Origin of the sequence: Sphingobacterium sp. UBA5639, assembly GCF_002421245.1 — a bacterium.
Lineage (GTDB): Bacteria > Bacteroidota > Bacteroidia > Sphingobacteriales > Sphingobacteriaceae > Sphingobacterium > Sphingobacterium multivorum.
Genome location: NZ_DIJR01000013.1, coordinates 34,723 through 56,387 on the forward strand (window position 1 = coordinate 34,723; position 21,665 = coordinate 56,387).

A 21,665-nucleotide genomic window follows, 5' to 3' on the forward strand; every position below is an offset into this window, starting at 1 on the left:
TTCATAAGCGATGAATATCAGAAGTTTAATCTTTTTGGGATTAATTAGTGTCCCATATCTATTAAAGGCACAAGAAACGAAATTAGTTAAGTATGTCAAACCGCTCATCGGTACGGCGAAAATGGGACATACTTTTCCGGGGGCGACAGTTCCATTCGGCGCAGTACAATTAAGCCCTGATACGGATACATTATCGTATGCTGTCAATGGGCGGTATAACGGCGATGTTTATAAATATTGTGCTGGTTATCAATATGATGATCCGACGATTGTTGGGTTTAGTCATACGCATTTTAGCGGTACAGGTCACTCCGATCTTGGTGATATACAGATCATGCCGACACAAGGAAAAGTCCAATTAAACCCGGGTACAGCTGATCGACCACAAGATGGTTATCGATCACCATATTCGCATGCCAACGAACGGGCTGAGGCCAACTATTACAGTGTTTTACTGGATAAACATCAGATTAAAGCTGAATTAACGACAACAACACGTGTAGGACTGCACCGTTATACGTTCAAAGAATCGGATGCTTCACATCTTATTGTAGACTTAACTGCTGGGATCTATAATTATGACGGCAAGAATGTTTGGACCGTGGTCAAGGTCTTGAACGATTCAACCCTGGTAGGCTACCGCCAGACAAACGGTTGGTCAAGAACCCGCACCGTATACTTTGCGATAAAGACATCAAAAGCGTTTAAGAATTACGGCGCCAAATATGAAGATGGAAAATCTGTCTATAATGGTTTCTGGCGTAAGTTTGATCAACAGAACAATTTCCCTGATCTTGCAGCACACAATATTAAGCTTCACTTGGATTTTGATACAAAAGCACAAGAAGCCATCCTCCTGAAAGTAGCGTTAAGTCCAGTAAGCATGAAGAATGCATTGGCCAATATGGAGGCTGAGGCTCCGGACTGGAATTTTGACGGTTACGTTAAGCAAGGGCAGAACGCCTGGGAAAAGGAGTTGCATAAGATAGAAGCTGAAATGTTGAACAAGGAAGACCTTGTCAACTTTTATACAGCTATGTACCATGCAAGCTTAATGCCGACGGTGTATATGGACAGCAATGGTGAGTATAAAGGGTTGGACCAGGAGGTGCACCGCGCTGAAGGGTTTACGAATTACACCTCATTTTCATTGTGGGATACCTTTAGGGCCTTTCATCCGCTGTTGAATTTAATTAATCCTTCTCGGAATGCAGATATTGTGGCATCCATGATGGCTCATTATAACCAGAGTGTATTGAAGATGTTGCCGATATGGTCGCATTATGCAAATGATAACTGGTGCATGAGTGGCTATCATTCCGTATCGGTCATTGTTGATGCTATCCTCAAAGGCGTTTACAAAGGTGATGCTGAGGCTGCATTAGCAGCTTGTGTACAAACAGCAAATACACGTCAGTACGAGGGGATTGGGGCTTACATAGATAAAGGATATGTTCCTGCAGATGTATCGGGAACATCTGTTTCTAATACATTGGAATATGCGTATGACGATTGGTGTATCGCGCAATTAGCGAAAAAATTGGGAAAAGAGGATATTTACACGACTTTTTCCAAAAGGGCTGAAAGTTGGAAATCACTCTATGATTCCGCTATTGGATTTATGCGTCCGAAGAATTCAGCGGGTAAATTTCAGGAGAAATTCGATGTTTTGGATACACATGGGCAAGGATTTATTGAAGGTAATTCATGGAATTACAGCCTGTATGTACCGCATCAACCTACTGAAATGATGGCATTAATGGGAGGCAAAAAACGTTTAGCGTCTTATTTGGATTCTCTGTTTACAATGGAATTACCGGATAAATATTTTGAACATACGGAGGATATTACCCGAGATGGCATTATCGGAAATTACGTGCACGGAAATGAACCTTCCCATCATGTGGCATACTTGTACAATATAACCAAGAGTCCCTGGAAAACTCAGGCGCGTGTAAGACAAATCATACGGAATCAGTATCATAATGGTCATGCGGGTTTAGGGGGAAATGATGACTGTGGACAAATGTCTGCTTGGTATTTATTTACTGCATTAGGCTTCTATCCGGTGGCACCTGGGGAAGATAACTATTGGATTGGCAGTCCTTTGGTAAAATCGGCAAAAATTAATCTTGAAAACGGACGCAGTCTTTCTATAGTTGCCCGTAACCAGTCTGAGAAGAATGTTTACGTTAAATCCGTTTCTTTAAATGGGCGGAAATTGGCTGATTTTCTATTGCCCTATAGCAGCATTATAAATGGCGGTGAATTAATCTTCGAAATGAGCAATAAACCGAACAAATAATAGTCTGTTTGCAAAAATGAGACGGTCAGGTGTATATAAATGGATAGCTATCTGTTGCTTAGTTTTGTTTTTGATATTACAGTATCTCATGATTGCAAGATCATATGAGATCAAAAGAGGCGAACTATTTCAAAAAGAAAAAAAGGAAATTAAGGTTGTTTACGATAAGCATATTTCCAACGATAAGATATTCCCGGGCGGACAGAAACTTGTCGATTCAACCTTAATGCCTCATTTAGTTCGTCTGAGAGCTTATTATCAAGACGATAGAAATGCTTTCAATAGTCTGAAAGATAGTATCGCGAAGACCTTGATAATGAGGCTTCGAAATCATCCTGCGATGGATAGCCTATTCCAGGTCATCAGATCCGAAGTCAATTTGGGTGAAGGCTTTGGTTATGCCATTGTGTTGAGAGATATTTCGGTGACTTTTGATGCGAAGACCTTTATACCAATCCTGGACTTTGGGAAAGATCAGCATATTCCTATTGGAGGGGAATTTAGATTTATTGACAAAGACAATATCGTATCGTCGATTGCAATAACTGCAAATAGTAAGATGTCAAATCGTGTGGCTTTTACGTTGTACGTTGGAAATATTGATACAAATTTTTCTGTATTAAGATCCATTTTCCCATTATTATTGCTGTCGGGCTGCTGTATAATTGGTATTGTTTGGTTGTATTTGATGACATATAGTAGCTGGATAAAGCAAAAAAGAATGGCAGAAATGGCTTCTGACTTTATTAACAATGTCACACATGAGTTCAATACACCATTGACAACCATACGAATTGGTTTAACCAATTTGGCGGTAAAAGTTTCGAAAGATGATAAGTTAAAAATGTCAACAACTTTGGACACCTTGATGCGTCAGATAAACCGTTTGGATCGATTAGTTAACAAAGCGATTGATTTGAGTGTGTTTAATCAAGAAGAGGTGAGTCTAGAGGAACACTTTTTGGCAGAACTTATGGATCAATTAGAACAAGATCTTGCGATTTTAGTATCAGAAAGTGCGACGATTCAAATCTTAGTGGATCAAAACGTTAAAGAGGCTAGGGTGCTTGTCAACCCATTTATGTTTGTTACCGCGGTAAACAATTTGGTCGATAATGGCCTGAAGTATAATAAAGAGCGAATAAAGCATATTCATATTCGTTTGAGTATTGGCGCTAGAGATACGGTGGTGATGACTGTACAAGACAATGGAATAGGTATTTCACATAACCAATTGCCGTATATTTTCACGAAGGGATATCGGGGTAAACAAGAAGCTTCTTCAAATGGGCTGGGCCTGGGGCTTTTTTTCGTAAAGGAAGTCATGCGGATTCATAGATGGAAAATTGACGTTAAATCAGATAGCCAACCTGGAACAACATTTTCTATTTCAATACCAATAATAAAATAGATGATACCGAAATATGGACATATATTGCTGATTGAAGATGATCTTGATTTAGCGACAATGCTCATAGATTATCTGTCAAATTTCGGATTTGATGTTAGTCATGCAATGTCTGCTGAAGAGGGAATATCTTATTATAAGATTGATAAATATGATATCCTTGTAGTAGATATACAACTTCCCAACTGGGATGGGTTTCAATTCGTTGAATATATTTCTCAGCTAAATAAAAACCAGTTTGTGCTTTTTCTTACAGCAAGACTGTCTAAACCAGATCGATTAAAGGGCCTCCGTCTAGGGGGCAATGATTATATAACAAAGCCGTTTGATGTTGAAGAATTGTCTCTGAAACTTCAAAATTATATGGTTAAGCAGCCTGTTGTTTGTCAATTACAACTCAATATTGGTGACATTAAACTTGACCGTAATTTACTTGCAATAGAATTTAATGATAAATCTCGGCAGGTAGTATCACCACGTGAATTCGAACTTTGGACATTCTTAGCAAATAAACCGAATGTTGTTTTGAAAAGAGAAGAGATCTTACTTGCTCTTTGGGGAGATAACGATTATTTTTTGGGACGAAGTCTTGATGTTTTTATATGCAAGATTAGAAAAATGCTGAAAAGATCGCGGTATGTTGCTATTAAAACTGTTTACAAAGTGGGATTTATTTTAGAGGTCGATTTCAATAATTGTCATTAACAATCGATTAACAACTTTCTCTTTTCTTTCTTTTTAATTTTACTAAAACGAATTAGTTTATCAGCTTAAGGTTGATTTCTTTGGAGGTGTTCATTCCAAAGGAATAACTAATTGATGACCAATTGTTGTATTAGTAAACCAATCATTAATTATCATTTATGAAAAGAAAGGTAATTCCATTATTTTTTACCCTTTCGGTGTGTAGCACGTTCAATTTGTGGACCGAATTGAAAGCTGCGTCTAGCCACTTCAGTTTCCAACAAGAGGGTATTATTGTAGAGGGAACAGTTTTAAACAGTTCGACAGGGAAAGTTTTGCAAGGTGTCACCATTGTGGTTAAGGCGAGTGGCAAATCAACGAAAACAGATGCATCAGGTCGATATCGAATAGAAATTCCCTATAAGGATGCGGTATTGACCTTCTCGTATATTGGTTTTCAGCCTCAACAAATTGTGGCGGGCGGAAGGTCAACGTTACAGGTTAGCCTAGTAGAAGATGTAAAAGCACTAGAGGATGTTGTGGTTGTTGGATACACAACACAGAAGAAAAGAAATGTTGTGGGCGCCGTCGCAACGATTACGACTAAGGATCTTGTACAGAGTCCTGCAGCAAATATTAATAACATGCTTGCAGGAAGATTACCAGGACTGGTTGTCAACCAATATGCTGGAGGTGAGCCAGGAGTAGATCGTTCAGAATTGTTTATTCGTGGTAAGTCAACTTATGGTAATCAATCCCCCATTGTAATTGTGGATGGAATTGAACGCGATATGAGCTATTTGGCTCCAGACGAAATTGAGACTGTTTCCATTTTGAAGGATGCAGCAGCTACGGCACCCTACGGAATTCGTGGAGCGAATGGGGTTATCGTTGTTACCACAAAACGAGGACAATCCGCCGATAAAGCAACCGTAGACTTCAAAGCGTCTTATGGACTAAATACACCTGCACAATTGCCGAAGCTTTTAGGATCTGCAGATTACGCGACTCTCTACAATGAAGCGTTAATGAATGATGCGAAGCTGTCTGGTGGAAATATCGATAACTTGAAATTATTTAGTCAGGATGCTATAGACAATTTTCGAAGGGCAAAGGGTGATAATTCGGACGGGTTAGGTTATAACTGGGACTATTTCGATTATATTTTTAGAACTGCACCTCAGCACGAATATAATCTATCAATACGGGGTGGTAATGATATTGCGAAATATTTTGTGATGGGCGGTTACATGGGACAAGATAATAATTATGACCATGTTGATTTATCTAAATATAATGTTTCTCCTAAATTTCAGCGCTATAATTTTAGGTCCAATATTGATGTCAACATTACTAAAAACTTGTGGGTAAAACTCAATTTAGGTGCTCGTATTACCAATCGAACTTCACCTGGAACTTCCGCAAGTAGATTGATGACTCTGGCAATGACACAGCCCCCGTATTTACCCATCATTCTTGAACCCAATAGCCAACCTTCTACGCAGGGGTATCTGCTGAATAATCCCTCGGGCTTGTTGTTTGGTAATCAAATTTACCGATTTAATGTTCTTGGGGAGTTGACTAGATCAGGATATCATACAGAAAAAAATACCTATTTGGAAGGCAGTTTTGCTGCCGGCTGGAATATGGATTTTATTACCAAGGGACTTTCTGTTGACGGAATATTTTCCTATGATGCTAGAGAGCAACAATGGGTCCGACGCGAGTTGGGTACCTATAGTGAAGGATATAGGGTATATCCCAATTATGCAACTTTTCAGCCTACAGATGGTATCGATCTTTTTATGAATCCGCAATACTATGAGGGTACTTACAGAAATGGGAACAAATATACGGTAGATCAAACCGTTGGAAATTCATTTACACAAAGTAGTCCTTTTAATAGAACTTTCATTCAAGGAAAAATAAATTACAATCGTCTATTTAACGATAAGCATAATGTAACTGGGATGTTGCTTTTCAATCGCTCGAGCCAGTCTGTCTATGATGCGGCGAATTCAAGAGCCAGTGTTGATATCCGTTATCAAGGTATGACAGGGCAGTTTACCTATAATTATCTAGAAAAATATTTGGCGGAATTTAACTTTGGTTACAATGGATCCGAAAATTTTATAGAGGGAAAACGTTATGGATTTTTCCCGGCTGGAGCATTGGGTTGGGTGGTTAGCAAGGAGAAATTTATGTCGAATACCAAAGACTGGCTTAGCTTTTTAAAGCTTAGAGCCTCGATGGGGCTTGTGGGTAATGATAAAATGCCAGGTGACGCTCGATTCGGATATCTCGCATTTTTTCAGGGAGGAGATGGTTATAGTTTTGGGGAACAGAATTTTAACAATGGACTAAGTGGCCTTCGTGAAGGACGCCTGGCAAACGAAAATATAACATGGGAGAAATCTAGAAAAACCAATATCGGTCTTGATATGGGCTTTTTAAAGAATAAGATGAACTTTAGTATTGATGTTTTTGAAGATTATCGTTATGATATTATTACCGAACTAGGAGCGGATGACATTGGTTTTCCTGGCGTAGTTGGTAAAGGCTCTCCGCTGATCAATATTGGAAAGGTCCGCAACCGTGGTATTGATATTGAGATGAGTTATTCAGACATGATTGGGGATAATTTCAGATTTTCTCTAAAACCTAATTTCACCTTTTCTAGAAATAAGTTGATCTACCGACAAGAGGTGCCACGACAATATGAATACAGACAAGCAACGGGCAAACGACTTTATGAAAATTTTGTCTATGTTTTCGATCACTTCGTTAGAGATCAGGCCGAGGCGGACAAATTAAATCAGAGTAATTTTCAACCTTGGGGAACAGTAGGACCAGGCGATGTCGTATATAAGGATTTGAACGGTGATGGTAAAATTACAGATTTAGGGGATCGCACAGTGATGGGAAATCCTAGAAGCCCGGAGATTCAATTTGGTTTACCAATATCGCTGCAATACAAGGGTTTTGATTTTAGTCTTTTGTTTCAAGGAGCGTTAAATTCTTCAATTTTATTGAAAGATGCGGCTGTATGGGATTTCCCGACTTTTGATCAAGATAAACTCGGCTCCGTTCGACCAATTCATATGGGACGTTGGACACCGGAAACGGCCGAAACTGCAACTTACCCCGCTCTACATATTGGCAATTCCGAGAATAATAAAAATAGCAACAGTAGTTTGTTTTTATATGATGCTAAATATTTAAGGCTCAAAAATATAGAGATTGGTTATAATTTACCGAAAGATCTTATTAAAAAAATTGGTTTGAACCAATTACGCGTTTATGCGCAAGGGATGAACCTATTTACCTGGTCAGGTTTAAAGGATTTAAGTATAGATCCTGAGATGGGAAATACGAGCGGTTATTGGTACCCGATTCTCAAAGTCTACAACTTTGGAATAAATCTTAATTTCTAATCTTATGAATGTATTGAAGATGAAAAAAATACTTTTTTTTATGGCAGGTGTGGTTGCTTTTATGATCGCAAGTTGCAACAAATATTTGGACAAATTACCCGACGATCAGATCCGGGAAGATGAGGTTTTTACTCGTTATGAAAAAGTAAATCAGCTCGTTACGGATGTGTATGCTAAAGCGAAGGGTGTCAATCAGCCTATCTCGTGGTTCTATCATTTTTCGAGTGCTGCAATAACCGATGAGGCCGAAGGTTCTACAGTAGAGGGAAATATTACGAATAGATATAATACCGGCGATTGGAATATCAATGGACTACCAGGAGACAACGGGCAATTTTGGAGTAGTATGTTTGACGGGATCCGTAGAACCAATGTCATTTTGGAAGGAATTAAAAAATATAGTACACCAGATGATATCCTGGAGCCAGGCTCACTTCCTATGCGCGTTGGAGAGGTCTACTTTCTTAGAGCTTACTTTCATTTAATGGCTGTTCGTATATATGGTGAGATTCCTTATATAGACCATGTAATTACGGCGACGGAAAATATGAACTTCGAACGTGAGTCAGTTCATAAAGTTATTGACAAAATTGTTGCTGATGCAACAACAGCATATAATGCTGTCCCGGAAAAATGGGAGGGGCAGAATTTTGGACGTATCGATAAAGGGGCATGCCTTGGGCTGATTGCAGAAGCACGGTGGATGGCCGCTACACCACTTTGGAATGGAGCTGCCGCAAAAGGTTATAATGGGACACGTAAGTTTGAGTCCGAATACGCTACATATGATCCTCAGCGTTGGGTGAAAGCTAAAGAGGCTGCTAAGGCAGTTCTTGAAAGTAAGGTTGCAGGTGGAAAACGTTATAGCCTGTATCAGAAATATTCAAATACCGATTTTGGAGATAGCGGGGGGCAAAACACGAGCAACTCAACAGTTTATACACGTCTCTGGCAGATGTTTTATGATATGGAGGCGTTCAAAAATGAGTATGTTTTGTTTTTTACGCGCTATAAGGGAGAGGGGTGGTTTGGTGATGTATATCCGCCAAGTAGAGGCGGTGGAGCTCGTCAGATGCCTGTTCAGGAGCAAGTCGATGAGTATGAATACCTTTCACCAGATGGTTTTGGTTATCCGATTTATAGTGCCAAGGCTAAACAGGACGGGTATGATGACGGGAATCCTTACGTTTCAGTAAAAAGGGATCCACGTTTCTATCGCGACATTATATTTCATGGTGCAGCATTCCGCGGCGGAAACAATAATCCATCCCAGACAAATATTGCGAGCGGAGCCGATCAGATTGGCGCTAATAATGCAACACGCACGGGATATTATCTGAGGAAATTTTTGCAGGAAGCTTGGAATAAGAATGGCAGTGTTATCATCAGTGCCCCTCCAGTATGGCGCTTACCAGACTTTATTTACATTTATGCAGAGGCAGTTAATGAAGTTGATGGACCGACGCAAGAGATCTATGATTTAATTAATCAGGTAAGAGCGAGGTCTTTTATGGCGCCCATGCCTTTGACAACACTTGCTGATAAAAATTTGATGCGTGAGTACATTTATCGTGAACGAAGGGTCGAATTCTTTTATGAGAATAAGAGAGCTTTTGATAGTCGCCTGTATCTAGAACCTAGTAGTTCGGTGGAGAAAACTAAATATCAGAACTTTACTGCATCAGGTAGTACAAATAACGAGCGAAGTATAAATTACTGGAAGAATAGTAATACAGCTTATCCGAAACTTCAGAATATGATTAATGGCATGAGAGCCGTTGAAGACGTAAATGGTAAAATCCAAATTGGTGATAAACGTTATAAAATGGAACGTTTCTTTGTTGAAAGTAGAGTTTTTACTGCTCCAACTCATTACCTATTTCCTATTTTAAACTCAGAGATCCAAAAATCTCCCTCGTTAGGGCAGAATCCTGGGTGGTAGTTTTTGCGTGATATTAAAAACCGCAATCATTTGATTGCGGTTTTTTTGTAACCATCTTGTGAAAAAGACCTGGGCAATCGACTATATTTAAATTTCTTACCTATATTTACTAATACGTTTTAGCTTTTTTGCTAATAATTTTAAGCTTAACCAAACGCTTCATTTATGTTTAATATTAAAAAACTAACAGGCAGTATTCTTTTTCTGTTCGCGGCGCATGCTGGAATGGCGCAACAAACCTCGCCTGTTGATTTCGTTAACCCGTTGATCGGTACTGAATCGAAGTATGAATTGTCTAATGGCAATACTTATCCTGCGATCGCTCGGCCTTGGGGTATGAATTTTTGGACCCCGCAGACTGGAAATATGGGCGATGGCTGGGTATATACTTACACGGCAGATAAAATTAAAGGATTTAAGCAAACCCACCAGCCAAGCCCCTGGAACAATGATTATGGTCAGTTTTCAATCATGCCAATAACAGGTATACCGCAATTTGATCAAGAAAAACGGGCGAGCTGGTTTTCGCATAAAGCTGAAATTGCAAAACCTTATTATTATAGCGTCTACCTTGCGGATCACGATGTGACAACAGAATTGTCTCCATCACAACGGGCAGCAATCTTTCAGTTCACATTCCCCAAAACAGACAGTGCTTATGTTATTATTGATGCATTTGATAAAGGGTCTTATATTAAAGTAATTCCGCAGGAAAATAAGATTATCGGGTATTCAACAAAAAATAGCGGTGGTGTTCCGGAGAATTTCAAGAATTACTTCGTCATTACTTTCGATAGACCATTTTCTTACAAAGCTGCTGTTAAAAGTGGAGCGATAAGTAAAGACGAATTGGAAATTCAGGACAATCACGCCGGAGCAGTCGTTGGTTTCTCTTCCTTGAAAAGAGGGGAAAAGGTCACCGCCCGTATTGCTTCTTCCTTTATAAGTTTTGAGCAGGCAGAACTTAATTTAAAAGAAGTGAAGTCCAAAACATTTCAACAGGTTGTTGACGAAGGTAAAGCACAGTGGAACGAAATCCTCGGACGTGTCCAGGTTGAAGACCACAATATTGACCGACTACGTACATTTTATTCCAGCCTCTATCGTTCAACACTTTTTCCAAGGGATTTTTCTGAAATTGATGGAACAGGCAAGCGTATGCATTATAGCCCCTACAATGGGCAGGTCCTACCTGGTGAGATGTTTACAGATACAGGTTTTTGGGACACCTTTAGAAGTTTGTTTCCGCTGTTGAATTTATTATATCCATCCATGAACGATCGCATGCAAGAAGGTTTGGTGAATGCGTATAAAGAGAGTGGTTACCTTCCGGAGTGGGCTTCGCCAGGACATCGTGCATCGATGATTGGAAACAATTCTGCTTCTATTGTCGCAGATGCCTTGATGACTGATCGGAAAGGCTATGATAAAGACTTGTTATGGGAAGCGCTCAAGCATGGGGCCAATAGTGCTTATCCGAAACACTCTTCGACGGGACGCTTCGGTTATGAATATTATAATAAATTGGGCTATATACCTGCTGATGTAAAAGTAGACCAAAATGTAGCACGTTCACTGGAATATGCATACAATGACTGGTGTATTTATGAATTTGGCAAAGCACTGGGTAAACCGGAAGCTGAAACAGCTATTTATGCAACACGCGCGATGAACTATAAAAATCTGTTTGACCCAAGTACAAAACTTATGCGTGGAAAAAAAGCAGACGGATCGTTCGTCTCAGATTTTGATCCAAGTGCCTGGTCAAGAGAATATACGGAAGGAAATGCTTGGCATTGGAGTTTTTGTGTGTTCCATGACCCTCAGGGTTTAATTAATTTGATGGGTGGTAATCAATCTTTTGTTTCCATGTTGGATACAGTGTTTGTTATTCCGAGTTATGAGGGTATGAAAAGTCGCGGAATGATCCATGAAATGCGTGAAATGCAAGTGATGAATATGGGGCAGTATGCGCATGGAAATCAGCCTATCCAACATATGCCCTATCTGTATAATTATGCTGCAGAGCCTTGGAAAGCACAATATTGGGTACGCAAAATAATGGATAAACTTTATTTGCCTACACCAGATGGCTATTGTGGTGATGAAGATAATGGGCAGACTTCAGCCTGGTATGTCTTCTCTTCGCTGGGATTTTATCCCGTTTCTCCTGCCTCGGGCGAATACGTGATTGGTTCACCACAATTCGATAAGGTGACTCTAAATCTCGAAAATGGGAAAAAAGTGAATATCCAAGCTAAACAACAGGGAGCAAATCAGGTCTACGTAGATCAACTAACTTGGAATGGAAAGCCTTATAGTCATAATTATATCCGTTATAAAGATTTATTGCAGGGTGCCAAACTTGATTTCAAAATGAGCGAAGTACCGAATAAAAATAGAGGTACAAAAAAAGAAGATGCTCCATATTCCTTTAGTAACGAAAAAATAAAATAATATATTATGAAGCAATTACGTATTATATCGCTAAGTCTTATTTTTGTAATCAATTTATTTGTTTTAAATGCCTTTTCACAAAATTCAATAGGTCTTACAGTAGGAAGCTACAACATCCGTTATGACAATGACGGAGATCGTAAAAATGGTAACGGTTGGGATCAGCGATTTCCAGTAATCACTTCTTTAATTGATTTTGTGGATTACGATGTTTTTGGAGCACAGGAGGTTTTGGTAAATCAATTGGTAGATTTGAAAAAACGTCTTACTGATTATGATTATGTTGGTGTTGGTCGGGATGACGGTAAAGTTGCGGGAGAGTTTGCGCCTATATTTTTCAAAAAGAAGAAATTTAAGAAATTAAAAAGTGGCGTCTTCTGGCTTTCTGAGACGCCAGATCGCCCTTCAAAAGGTTGGGATGCTGCCTTACCTCGTATTTGTACTTGGGTGCAGTTGCAGGAAATTAATTCTGGGAAGAAATTTTGGTACTTTAATTTGCATATGGATCATGTTGGTGTCAAAGCCCGGGAAAAAAGTAGTCGGTTGGTTGTCAAAAAAATGAAAGAGTTTGTAAAAGGGGAACTAGCTATATTGACCGGTGATTTCAATGTCGATCAAAATAATGAAATTTATAACATCCTACAAGAATCCGATTTTATAGAAGATAGTTTTGAGCTTGCTCCGACTAAATTTACATGGAACGGTACATTTAATGCTTTCGATAATAATCTTTGGACAGACAGCCGTATAGATCATGTATTCGTAACTCCTCGGATTAAAGTAAAGCATTATGCTGTTTTAACAGAATCTTATCGTAGTGCTAAAGAAAATAGTGAAGAGGTTAAAAAGGGGGATTTCCCTAAAGAACTTTCTTTTAAACAGTACGAGACAAGATTACCATCGGATCATTTTCCATTAGTGGTGAAAATCAAATTGTAACATTTGAAATTTATCGACTTTAATCTAATAAACTAGAGATATTTAAGGACATGACAGCTAATTTTTTAGGCTGTCATGGTTTTTTTACATGAATAAAATAATCTTAGCTATTTAAAGTCATACCTTTGTGATTCGAAATTTCGATATGTTAGGCAAAATATTTCATTTTTTAACACTCTTTGCATACCTTAATCTGTTGACCTATGAGTCTTTCTCCTCGGCAACTGGACAGGTGTTGCATGCAGGTGAGACCATTGTGGAGTATTTTTTGGATGACGTATTGGATTTGGAACCCATTCATTCTTCCCAAGAAGAAAAAGTACTATTGCAAGATGATTATCGTATATTTTCGCTCAATAGTCAAGTACTACCAATTTTTATTTTTGTTTTTGGAATCGTCTTTACGGCATTATGTTTTGCAAAAGATGATGAACATCCTTTTTATCGATCTAAAACCCTATGCTTACCAGGGTATTATCGATTCCTATCCCGCTTTAGGCCATTCTAGTTACCTCCAATAATTTTCTATCGGAGGCTGCAATAGTTTTATTTTATTTCTATCTATGGTTTGGAAGGCCTTAGGCCGCTCTTTGCCCTATACAATTGCTGTAGCTCCTATCTAATACATTCTCCTAACGACTGACTTTAAAATGCCGTAGGAGGGTTTAACATTTTACATTTTTTATCGTTTATGAAATACCAATGTTTGGCAAACACCAACGTGGATGAAAAACAACTGGGTATTCCATATGACCTTTAAAAAAAGATTATTCCCATATGAACAAATTACGAATACTGTGCCTTTTGCTTGGCGCGGTCGGGATGTTGGCCTCATGCCGCTCCACAAATGCTAATGCTGACCAAAAAGAAGAACTCAAAAATATACCCGTCGCCTCTTTGATGGTGATGGACACAACTGTTTATCAAGAATATATTGCAGATATCCAGGCCTTGAAAAACGTCGAGATTCGCTCGAAATTAAATGGTTTTCTGGATAAAATTTATGTCGATGAAGGTGCTTGGGTAAAGAAAGGACAGATTTTATTTAAATATAATAATGAGGAATATCGTTCGGAATTAGCCAAGGCCAAAGCACAGTATGATAATGCCATTGCGGAAGCACAAAAGATCAAGCTGGAAATGGAACGAACTCAAAAATTGGTTGACAAGAATATTGTGAGCTCTTCCGAATATAATTTATTGAAAATTCAATTAAAAGCGGCCAATTCTAAAATCGAAGAAGCCCGAGCTTTGGTAAATCAGGCACAGACAAGATTGGACTATACTGTTATACAGGCTCCTTTTGACGGTCGTATAGACCGTATCTTATTGAGAGAAGGCTCTTTATTGACCGAGGGTAGCTTAATTACGACGATCTCCGATTTAAGTAAAGTGAACGTTTATTTTGATATTTCTGAAAGGGAGTATCTGACACTTATGCGTGATAAGTTGGACGGTAAGGAGACGCAAAAATCGGTCAAGTTAATTTTGGCTAATGGTGAACTGTATCCACACGAGGGAATTGCCCATTTGGTAGAAAGTGAATTTGAAGCCAATACTGGATCCATTGCCCTTCGGGTTCAATTTCCCAATGCCGAGCATATCCTAAAGCATGGTGCAACAGGTAAGATTGCAGTGCCAATGCAGACAGGGCAACATACCTTTGTACACCAAAAATCAGTATTTGAAATTCAGGACAAAACATACGTTTATACTGTACAGGCAGATAGTACCGTAAAAATGACACCTTTTACAGCGGGCCCACGTGTGGGGCATTATTACATTGTGGATGGAGGTTTAGATCCCAACGCCAAGATTGTCTATGAGGGAGTACAGGGACTGCGGAGTGGAATGAAGATTAATCCAAAAATGAGGAAACTGTAGGGGAGGATAAATTATGTTTGAAACATTTATAAAACGACCCATATTGTCGTTGGTTATTTCGGTGTTTATTACACTTTTAGGGTTGTTGGCCTTATTTACATTGCCCATCACGCAATTTCCGGACATTGTACCACCTTCGGTCGTCGTCAATGCCAATTATACAGGTGCCAATGCTGAGGTGAGTACAAATGCTGTCGCTATTCCTTTGGAAAAAGCAATCAACGGTGTAGCTGGGATGACTTACATGAATTCAGTGTCTACCAATAACGGCAGCACGGTTATTCAAATCTTTTTTGAAGTTGGTACAGATCCAGATATTGCGGCTGTAAACGTACAGAATAGGGTAACAACGGTATTGGATGAACTCCCTGAAGAGGTCATCAAAGCAGGGGTAACCACCGAAAAAGAGGTCAACTCCATGCTGATGTATCTGAATGTTTTTACCGATGATGAAACTGCGGATGAAAGATTCATTTACAATTTCGCAGATATCAACATTCTAAAGGAACTGAAACGGATCGAAGGTGTCGGTCTCGCTCAGATTATGGGTATGCGCGACTATGCAATGCGTGTTTGGGTTAAACCTGATCGTATGGCAGCGTATAATATTTCCACCGAAGATGTGGTGGCAGCATTGCGAAAGCAGAATATTGAGGCTGCACCGGGGCAAACAGGGATTAGCTCGGATAAGATGCGCAATATGCAACAATATGTGTTACGTTATCCTGGTAAATTCACCGAAATAGAGGAATATGCTAATATTCCTATTCGGGCGAATTCCAATGGTTCCATTATCCGTATTAAAGACGTTGCAGATGTCGAATTTGGCTCGTTGGACTATGAAATGGTTTCCAAAACCGATGGTCGGCCTTCAGCTTCCATTATGTTGAAGCAATTACCAGGGTCAAATGCACAGGAGGTTATTCAACGTGTGAAAGATCGCATGGCAGAATTGAAACAGACACAATTTCCAAGCGGAATGACCTATACAATGGGCTATGACGTATCACGTTTCTTAGATGCTTCGATTTCTTCCGTTATCAAGACCTTACTGGAAGCCTTTCTTTTGGTTTTTATTGTTGTATTTATCTTTTTACAGGATTTTAGGGCGACTATTATTCCTATTTTGGCTGTCCCGGTCTGTTTAATTGGGGCTTTATTTTTTATGCAGATGCTCGGTTTCTCGATCAACTTACTGACCTTATTTGCACTGGTACTGGCAATAGGTATTGTGGTCGATAATGGTATTGTGGTCGTCGAAGCTGTATACGCAAAGATGGAAGAAGAACATTTGCAGCCTATGGAAGCTACATTGGAAGCAATGAAAGAAGTCGGTGGCGCTGTTGTGGCTATTACACTTGTCATGTCTGCGGTATTTGTTCCGGTTGCCTTTCTATCGGGGCCAGTAGGGATTTTTTATCGTCAATTTTCATTGACGCTCGCGGCTGCCATTGTTATTTCAGGTATCAACGCGTTGACATTGACACCCGCTTTATGTGCGCTTTTCTTGAAATCGCCTCACGATCGCAAACCATCGAATAATTGGCTCGATCGTTTCTTTAAAAAATTCAACGCAGTTTATGATAAGACAGCCTTTGGTTACAAGGGGATTTTGGTAAAAACAAGTGCACGGCGCGGATTGACCTTGCTTTTACTTGGCGTTTTCTTTGTCGCCACCTGGGGAAGTAGCGCGATCTTACCTTCGGGCTTTATTCCAACCGAGGATCAGGGAATGATTTATGTCGCTGTAACCACACCTCCTGGAGCAACGGTGGACCGTACCGAACGTGTTTTGGATAAAATTGACTCTGTATCACGTCAGCTTGATATTGTGGAAACCGTTTCTACATTATCGGGATATAGTATTATTACCGAAGTGTCCGGCGCTTCCTACGGGATGGGGATGATCAATCTGAAGCCCTGGAAAGAGCGAGATCAGACAGTAGATGATGTCATTAAAGATTTACGCGAGAGAACCAAGGACTTTGCCGATGCGGAAATTGATTTCTTTCCTCCACCAACAGTTCCAGGCTTTGGTAACTCATCAGGTTTTGAACTACGTCTATTGGACCGTAGTGGTAATGAAGATCTCAATAAGACGGCCGAAGTGCTGCAGAAGTTTATGGACGATATGGAAAAAAGTGATGTTCTTCAGGATATCAACTCCAGTTTTGATGTGAACTTTCCACAGTATATGCTGAAGGTGGACTACGATATGGCTGCAAAAAAAGGAATATCGGTGGAGAATGCCATGAATACGCTGCAGACCTTAATGGGAAGTCTTTATGCGACAAATTTCATCCGTTACGGACAGATGTATAAGGTCATGGTACAGGCTGGTCCCGAATATCGCCAAAGACCAGAAGATGTATTACGTTTATATGTGAAGAATGAGACGGGTGAGATGGTACCATACAATGCCTTTATTTCGATGGAAAGAATTTATGGTCCTGAACAAATTACCCGTTACAATATGTTTAGTTCGGCCATGATTACAGGACAATCCTCAGCAGGCTTTAGTTCTGGACAAGCGATCGAAGAAGTGGAAAAAATAGCGTCATCTCTTCCTCAAGGTTATAGTATCGAATGGTCTGGTATGACTCGGGAACAGAAAATCTCTGGAAATCAGGCTTTGTATATTTTCGCACTTTGTCTTCTGTTTGTTTATCTGTTGTTATGTGCACAGTACGAAAGCTTCTTATTGCCGTTACCAGTTCTGCTCTGTCTTCCGGCGGGGATCTTTGGTGCTTTCATTTTCTTGAAGGTCTTTGGATTGGAAAACAATATCTACGCGCAGGTCGCATTGGTCATGCTGATTGGTTTGTTAGGTAAAAATGCGATTCTGATTGTGGAATATGCCAATTTGAAATATAAGCAAGGAATGGATATCGTGACAGCTTCGATCGAAGGAGCAGTTGCCCGCTTACGCCCGATATTAATGACTTCCTTTGCTTTTATTGCAGGTTTGATACCCTTGATGATGGCCAGTGGAGCGGGAGCATTGGGTAATCGAAGTATCGGTACTGCTGCTGTGGGTGGAATGCTCATTGGAACCATACTGGGGGTAATTGTCATCCCAGGCTTAGTGATCTTATTTTCAAAAAAAGAGAATAAGAAACAAGTTGTGAAACAAGCCTCTTTGGTTATTGCCGCACTTATTTTATTTGGAAGTTGTTCGGTTCCCAAAAAAGCTCTCCAACCGGAGAAAGTAAACGTACCGAATTCCTTTTCTAAACATCTTTCGCCAGATAGTTTAAATGTGGGAAGCCGGCCTTGGAAGGAAATTTTTAAAGATTCGCAGTTGGTTTCCTTAATTGATTCGGCGTTGCAGAACAATTTGGATATTCGTCAATCCATCCTACGTTTGGAATCTGCGCAAGCTTATTTTAAGCAACGGAAAGCCGCTTTAGGTCCTAGGGTCGAGGCCACAGTAGAAGGAGGAATACGGAAGTATGGCCACTATACTGAGTCAGGGATCGGTAATTACGATTCAAATTTCTCGGAGAATTTGAAAAATGATGAAAAATTACCCGAACCATTTATCCCAGATTATTTTATCGGACTTCGTTCATCTTGGGAGATTGATCTTTGGGGAAAGTTAAAGAGCCAAAAACAAGCTGCTTATTTTAGCTTCCTAGCAGAGCAGGAGGGAAAGCGTCTCTTGGAAACGGAATTAGTCTCTAATATTGCAACAGCTTATTATGAACTAATTGCTTTGGATCAAAAGATAAAAGTATATAATCGGAATATTGAATTGCATAAGAATGCACTGGAAGTTGTTGAAGTAAAAAAAGATGCTGGTTATGCGACTGAGCTTTCTGTACAACAGTTTAAAGCGCTTTTGGCCAATTCTAAAGCTGCTAAAGAACAATTGATCCAAGAGATAGCACTTTGGGAACACCATATAAACGGTTTATTAGGACGTTTTTATCAACCTATTGTACGAAGTACATATGCTGAAAATGCGGATTTATATCATGCAATGCATTTTGGTACACCGGATGATCTTGTCAACCAACGTCCCGATATCAAGGCTGCTTATTTGAAAGTGATTGCCTCTTCGAATAATCAGGAAGCATCACGTTTGGCTTTTCTGCCTTCTGTAGCAATAAGTCCATTTATCGGATTGCAGAGCTTTAGCTTTAACAAGTTATTTAATTTGGATAAATCTATTGCTTATAACTTATTTGGCGGTATTACGCTTCCGATATTTAACCAAAGGCAACTGAAAACGCAGTACGAGATTGCAAAAGCGGACTATGGGATTGCTTTTTTGGATTATGAAAAAATGGTTCTGAATGCTTATAATGAGGTTTCTAATGTGATTATGACGCAAGAGGCAATAGGCAGACGACGTGGTTTTGTCGATGAGCATGTTCAAGCATTAAAGCTCTCTATCGAGGCCGCACAGGAACTATTTATTGCTGGACGGGTGACCTCTTTGGACGTCGTTACAGCCCAGAAGGAGTCGCTGGAAGCCCAAATCGGAAAAGTAGAATTGGAGAAAGAAAACACGTTAAACCAGATTCTACTATACAAAGCCTTGGGAGGAGGTTGGCAATAGGTTGCCATACATTAAAAAGAAAACTATTTTTCATGCGATAAAGAATTAACTTGTTAATTCTTGGACCCTTAACTGGGTCGGGGGAAGAGGCCGTCGGGAGACGTCCTCTTTTTTGTTGTTATTTTTATGTAGTTTAGTCTACACGATGTTGAACCGAGTTTATTATGTTGCAGCGCATTTTTCTTTTTATTCTTTTTGCTCATTTTAGTCTTTACCTATCTGCGCAAGTAGATTCCGATAGTACCCGGGTTTTGCAACGATTGGAATATTTGATGGAAAATCAGAAAATTTACATCAAGAACCGTGAAGATAAATTGGAGAAATTAAAACAGGAGGCCAAAGCATTAGAAAGTAATCCTGTTCAATTTTTGAAGAAGAACTACGAAATCTTTGAAAATTATAAGAAGTTTGATTCTGACGCAGCACTTACTTATATTTTACTGTGTCAAAAGCTCGCTCCACCGAATAATGACTCCTTACAGGCGGTTATTCATCTCGATTTGGCCTGGGTGTATTCCACCATTGGACGGTATATAGAAGCTTCACAATTGTTAAAGCAAGTTGAGCCCGCTCATCTTGGCCGGGATCTCTTGGCGAAATATTACGATACCTACAGCTCCTTTTATAGTCATTACGGTCAGAGCAATAATCGATCGGAATATTACCAGGCAAGTGAAAAGTATCGTGATTCTCTGTTAACTGTACTACCAAAGTCTTCCTTGGAGTATCGTACAACCATTGCTATAAAAACACTTTTTAATGGTAATCGTGAGGATGCTAAAAAGCAATTGTTGGTCCTCTGGAATGAGAACAAAAAGGATATTGAGCAGCGCGCGCTGATAGCCTATTTTATGGGGCTCATTTACAAATATGAAAAGGATACAAAAAGTCAAATTTACTATCTTTCCATATCAGCCAGTGCAGATATTGAAATGGCTAATCGCGACAACGCATCTTTTCATGATCTGGCGCTAACGTATTACGACCAACAGGATTTCGATCGCGCTTTTCAGTTTATTGAAAAAGCCATAGACGATGCGATGTTATGTAAAGTGCGGTATCGCATTATTGAAGGTACCTCTTCTTATCCTATAATCAATGCCGCCTATCAGCAGAAAATCAGTAGCCAAAATCGGCAACTGGTAGGCTTGGTCATTATCGTCAGTATTTTATTGATTGGTGTAATCATTGGACTTGTCATTATTTATAGACAAGTGCAACATTTGAGAAGGATACGATCGGAATTATCGGCTACAAACCAACAACTTCGATCATTGAATGATGAAATAAACCAGACTAACCTTAAATTATCTGAATCCAATCATATTAAAGAAGAATATATTGCGCAATTCTTTGATATGTGTTCGAGTTATATCGATAAAATGGAAGATATCAGAAAAGCACTGTTGAAAAAAGCGACGAATCAGCAGTGGGATGCCTTACGCGAACAGTTAAAGTCAACGCAAATGGAAGAAAGAGAGGTGCAGCAACTCTATGTTAATTTTGACCGTATCTTTTTAAATCTATATCCAACCTTTGTTGATGAATTCAATGCCTTACTTCAGGAGGACGAGAAAATCTATCCCAAAAAAACTGAATTGTTAAATACTGAACTTCGGATTTTCGCATTGATTCGATTAGGGATCGATGATTCTGTGAAGATTGCAAGTTTCCTTCGATATTCTCTTCGGACAGTTTATAATTATAGAACAAAAGTGCGTAATAAGGCTGCGGGAAACCGCGATGCTTTTGAAGCTGCTGTGTGTCAGATTGCGGTGATCGACCGGGCCTAAAATGTAGGGTAATACCCGAAAATTGGCTGTTTTAAAGACGATTGTACGCTCCTGTAGGTACTTTTTAATGCTGTATTTAATTTGTAATAATCTTTATGTTAGCTGTTTGCATTTTTTTTCTGGTACTTTTTCAGTACTAGCTCTTTTTTCTCCGTCTTGGTGATCTTAGTTTTGTTTTGAGCAATGAAGCAGGGGAAACTCATTGCCATTTTGGAATAACCAAAAGATTAAACAGTCTCTCCTTAAACCACCTAT

General features: G+C 39.5%; 11 protein-coding genes. All 11 read left to right on the forward strand.

All coding sequences use genetic code 11. The features are described 5' to 3' along the window. The first annotated feature begins 10 nt into the window (after positions 1 to 10). Positions 11 to 2,305, forward strand: coding sequence for a GH92 family glycosyl hydrolase (locus B4Z90_RS09770; RefSeq protein WP_286802092.1), 2,295 nt, complete (start codon positions 11 to 13; stop codon positions 2,303 to 2,305). A gap of 88 nt (positions 2,306 to 2,393) precedes the next feature. Continuing rightward, on the forward strand, positions 2,394 to 3,716 hold the full coding sequence (locus B4Z90_RS09775) for a sensor histidine kinase (RefSeq protein WP_198386022.1): 1,323 nt from the start codon (positions 2,394 to 2,396) through the stop codon (positions 3,714 to 3,716). Then, positions 3,717 to 4,418 (forward strand): response regulator transcription factor, encoded by a 702-nt coding sequence (locus tag B4Z90_RS09780; protein WP_088159974.1) that lies wholly within the window; start codon positions 3,717 to 3,719, stop codon positions 4,416 to 4,418. A 158-nt stretch (positions 4,419 to 4,576) separates the two neighbouring features. Then, a complete protein-coding gene (locus B4Z90_RS09785) occupies positions 4,577 to 7,831 on the forward strand; it encodes a SusC/RagA family TonB-linked outer membrane protein (protein ID WP_088159975.1) in 3,255 nt (1,084 codons plus the stop codon). 19 nt (positions 7,832 to 7,850) lie between these two features. Beyond that, on the forward strand, positions 7,851 to 9,773 hold the full coding sequence (locus tag B4Z90_RS09790) for a RagB/SusD family nutrient uptake outer membrane protein (RefSeq protein ID WP_088163421.1): 1,923 nt from the start codon (positions 7,851 to 7,853) through the stop codon (positions 9,771 to 9,773). Positions 9,774 to 9,938: 165 nt separating this feature from the next. Further along, a complete protein-coding gene (locus B4Z90_RS09795; protein WP_286802096.1) occupies positions 9,939 to 12,230 on the forward strand; it encodes a GH92 family glycosyl hydrolase in 2,292 nt (763 codons plus the stop codon). A 6-nt stretch (positions 12,231 to 12,236) separates the two neighbouring features. Further along, entirely contained in the window at positions 12,237 to 13,169 is a 933-nt protein-coding gene (locus B4Z90_RS09800) for an endonuclease/exonuclease/phosphatase family protein (RefSeq protein ID WP_070561744.1), read from the forward strand. A gap of 145 nt (positions 13,170 to 13,314) precedes the next feature. Continuing rightward, positions 13,315 to 13,677: a hypothetical protein gene (locus tag B4Z90_RS09805; RefSeq protein WP_070561742.1), complete on the forward strand. Its 363-nt coding sequence runs from the start codon at positions 13,315 to 13,317 to the stop codon at positions 13,675 to 13,677. Between the two features lie 269 nt (positions 13,678 to 13,946). Further along, positions 13,947 to 15,053 carry an efflux RND transporter periplasmic adaptor subunit gene (locus tag B4Z90_RS09810; protein WP_201639782.1) on the forward strand — a complete coding sequence of 369 codons (1,107 nt, stop codon included), beginning with the start codon at positions 13,947 to 13,949 and terminating at the stop codon, positions 15,051 to 15,053. Positions 15,054 to 15,066: 13 nt separating this feature from the next. Beyond that, positions 15,067 to 19,617, forward strand: coding sequence for an efflux RND transporter permease subunit (locus B4Z90_RS09815; protein WP_115046909.1), 4,551 nt, complete (start codon positions 15,067 to 15,069; stop codon positions 19,615 to 19,617). 164 nt (positions 19,618 to 19,781) lie between these two features. Continuing rightward, on the forward strand, positions 19,782 to 21,410 hold the full coding sequence (locus tag B4Z90_RS09820; protein WP_070561736.1) for a DUF6377 domain-containing protein: 1,629 nt from the start codon (positions 19,782 to 19,784) through the stop codon (positions 21,408 to 21,410). Positions 21,411 to 21,665 lie beyond the last annotated feature (255 nt).

What these genes read in the sequence shown, in the direction of transcription:
- B4Z90_RS09770 (WP_286802092.1), top strand. Translation starts at nt 11, where the DNA reads ATGAATATCAGAAGTTTAATCTTTTTGGGATTAATTAGTGTCCCATAT.
- B4Z90_RS09775 (WP_198386022.1), top strand. Translation starts at nt 2,394, where the DNA reads ATGATTGCAAGATCATATGAGATCAAAAGAGGCGAACTATTTCAAAAA.
- B4Z90_RS09780 (WP_088159974.1), top strand. Translation starts at nt 3,717, where the DNA reads ATGATACCGAAATATGGACATATATTGCTGATTGAAGATGATCTTGAT.
- B4Z90_RS09785 (WP_088159975.1), top strand. Translation starts at nt 4,577, where the DNA reads ATGAAAAGAAAGGTAATTCCATTATTTTTTACCCTTTCGGTGTGTAGC.
- B4Z90_RS09790 (WP_088163421.1), top strand. Translation starts at nt 7,851, where the DNA reads ATGAAAAAAATACTTTTTTTTATGGCAGGTGTGGTTGCTTTTATGATC.
- B4Z90_RS09795 (WP_286802096.1), top strand. Translation starts at nt 9,939, where the DNA reads ATGTTTAATATTAAAAAACTAACAGGCAGTATTCTTTTTCTGTTCGCG.
- B4Z90_RS09800 (WP_070561744.1), top strand. Translation starts at nt 12,237, where the DNA reads ATGAAGCAATTACGTATTATATCGCTAAGTCTTATTTTTGTAATCAAT.
- B4Z90_RS09805 (WP_070561742.1), top strand. Translation starts at nt 13,315, where the DNA reads ATGTTAGGCAAAATATTTCATTTTTTAACACTCTTTGCATACCTTAAT.
- B4Z90_RS09810 (WP_201639782.1), top strand. Translation starts at nt 13,947, where the DNA reads ATGAACAAATTACGAATACTGTGCCTTTTGCTTGGCGCGGTCGGGATG.
- B4Z90_RS09815 (WP_115046909.1), top strand. Translation starts at nt 15,067, where the DNA reads ATGTTTGAAACATTTATAAAACGACCCATATTGTCGTTGGTTATTTCG.
- B4Z90_RS09820 (WP_070561736.1), top strand. Translation starts at nt 19,782, where the DNA reads ATGTTGCAGCGCATTTTTCTTTTTATTCTTTTTGCTCATTTTAGTCTT.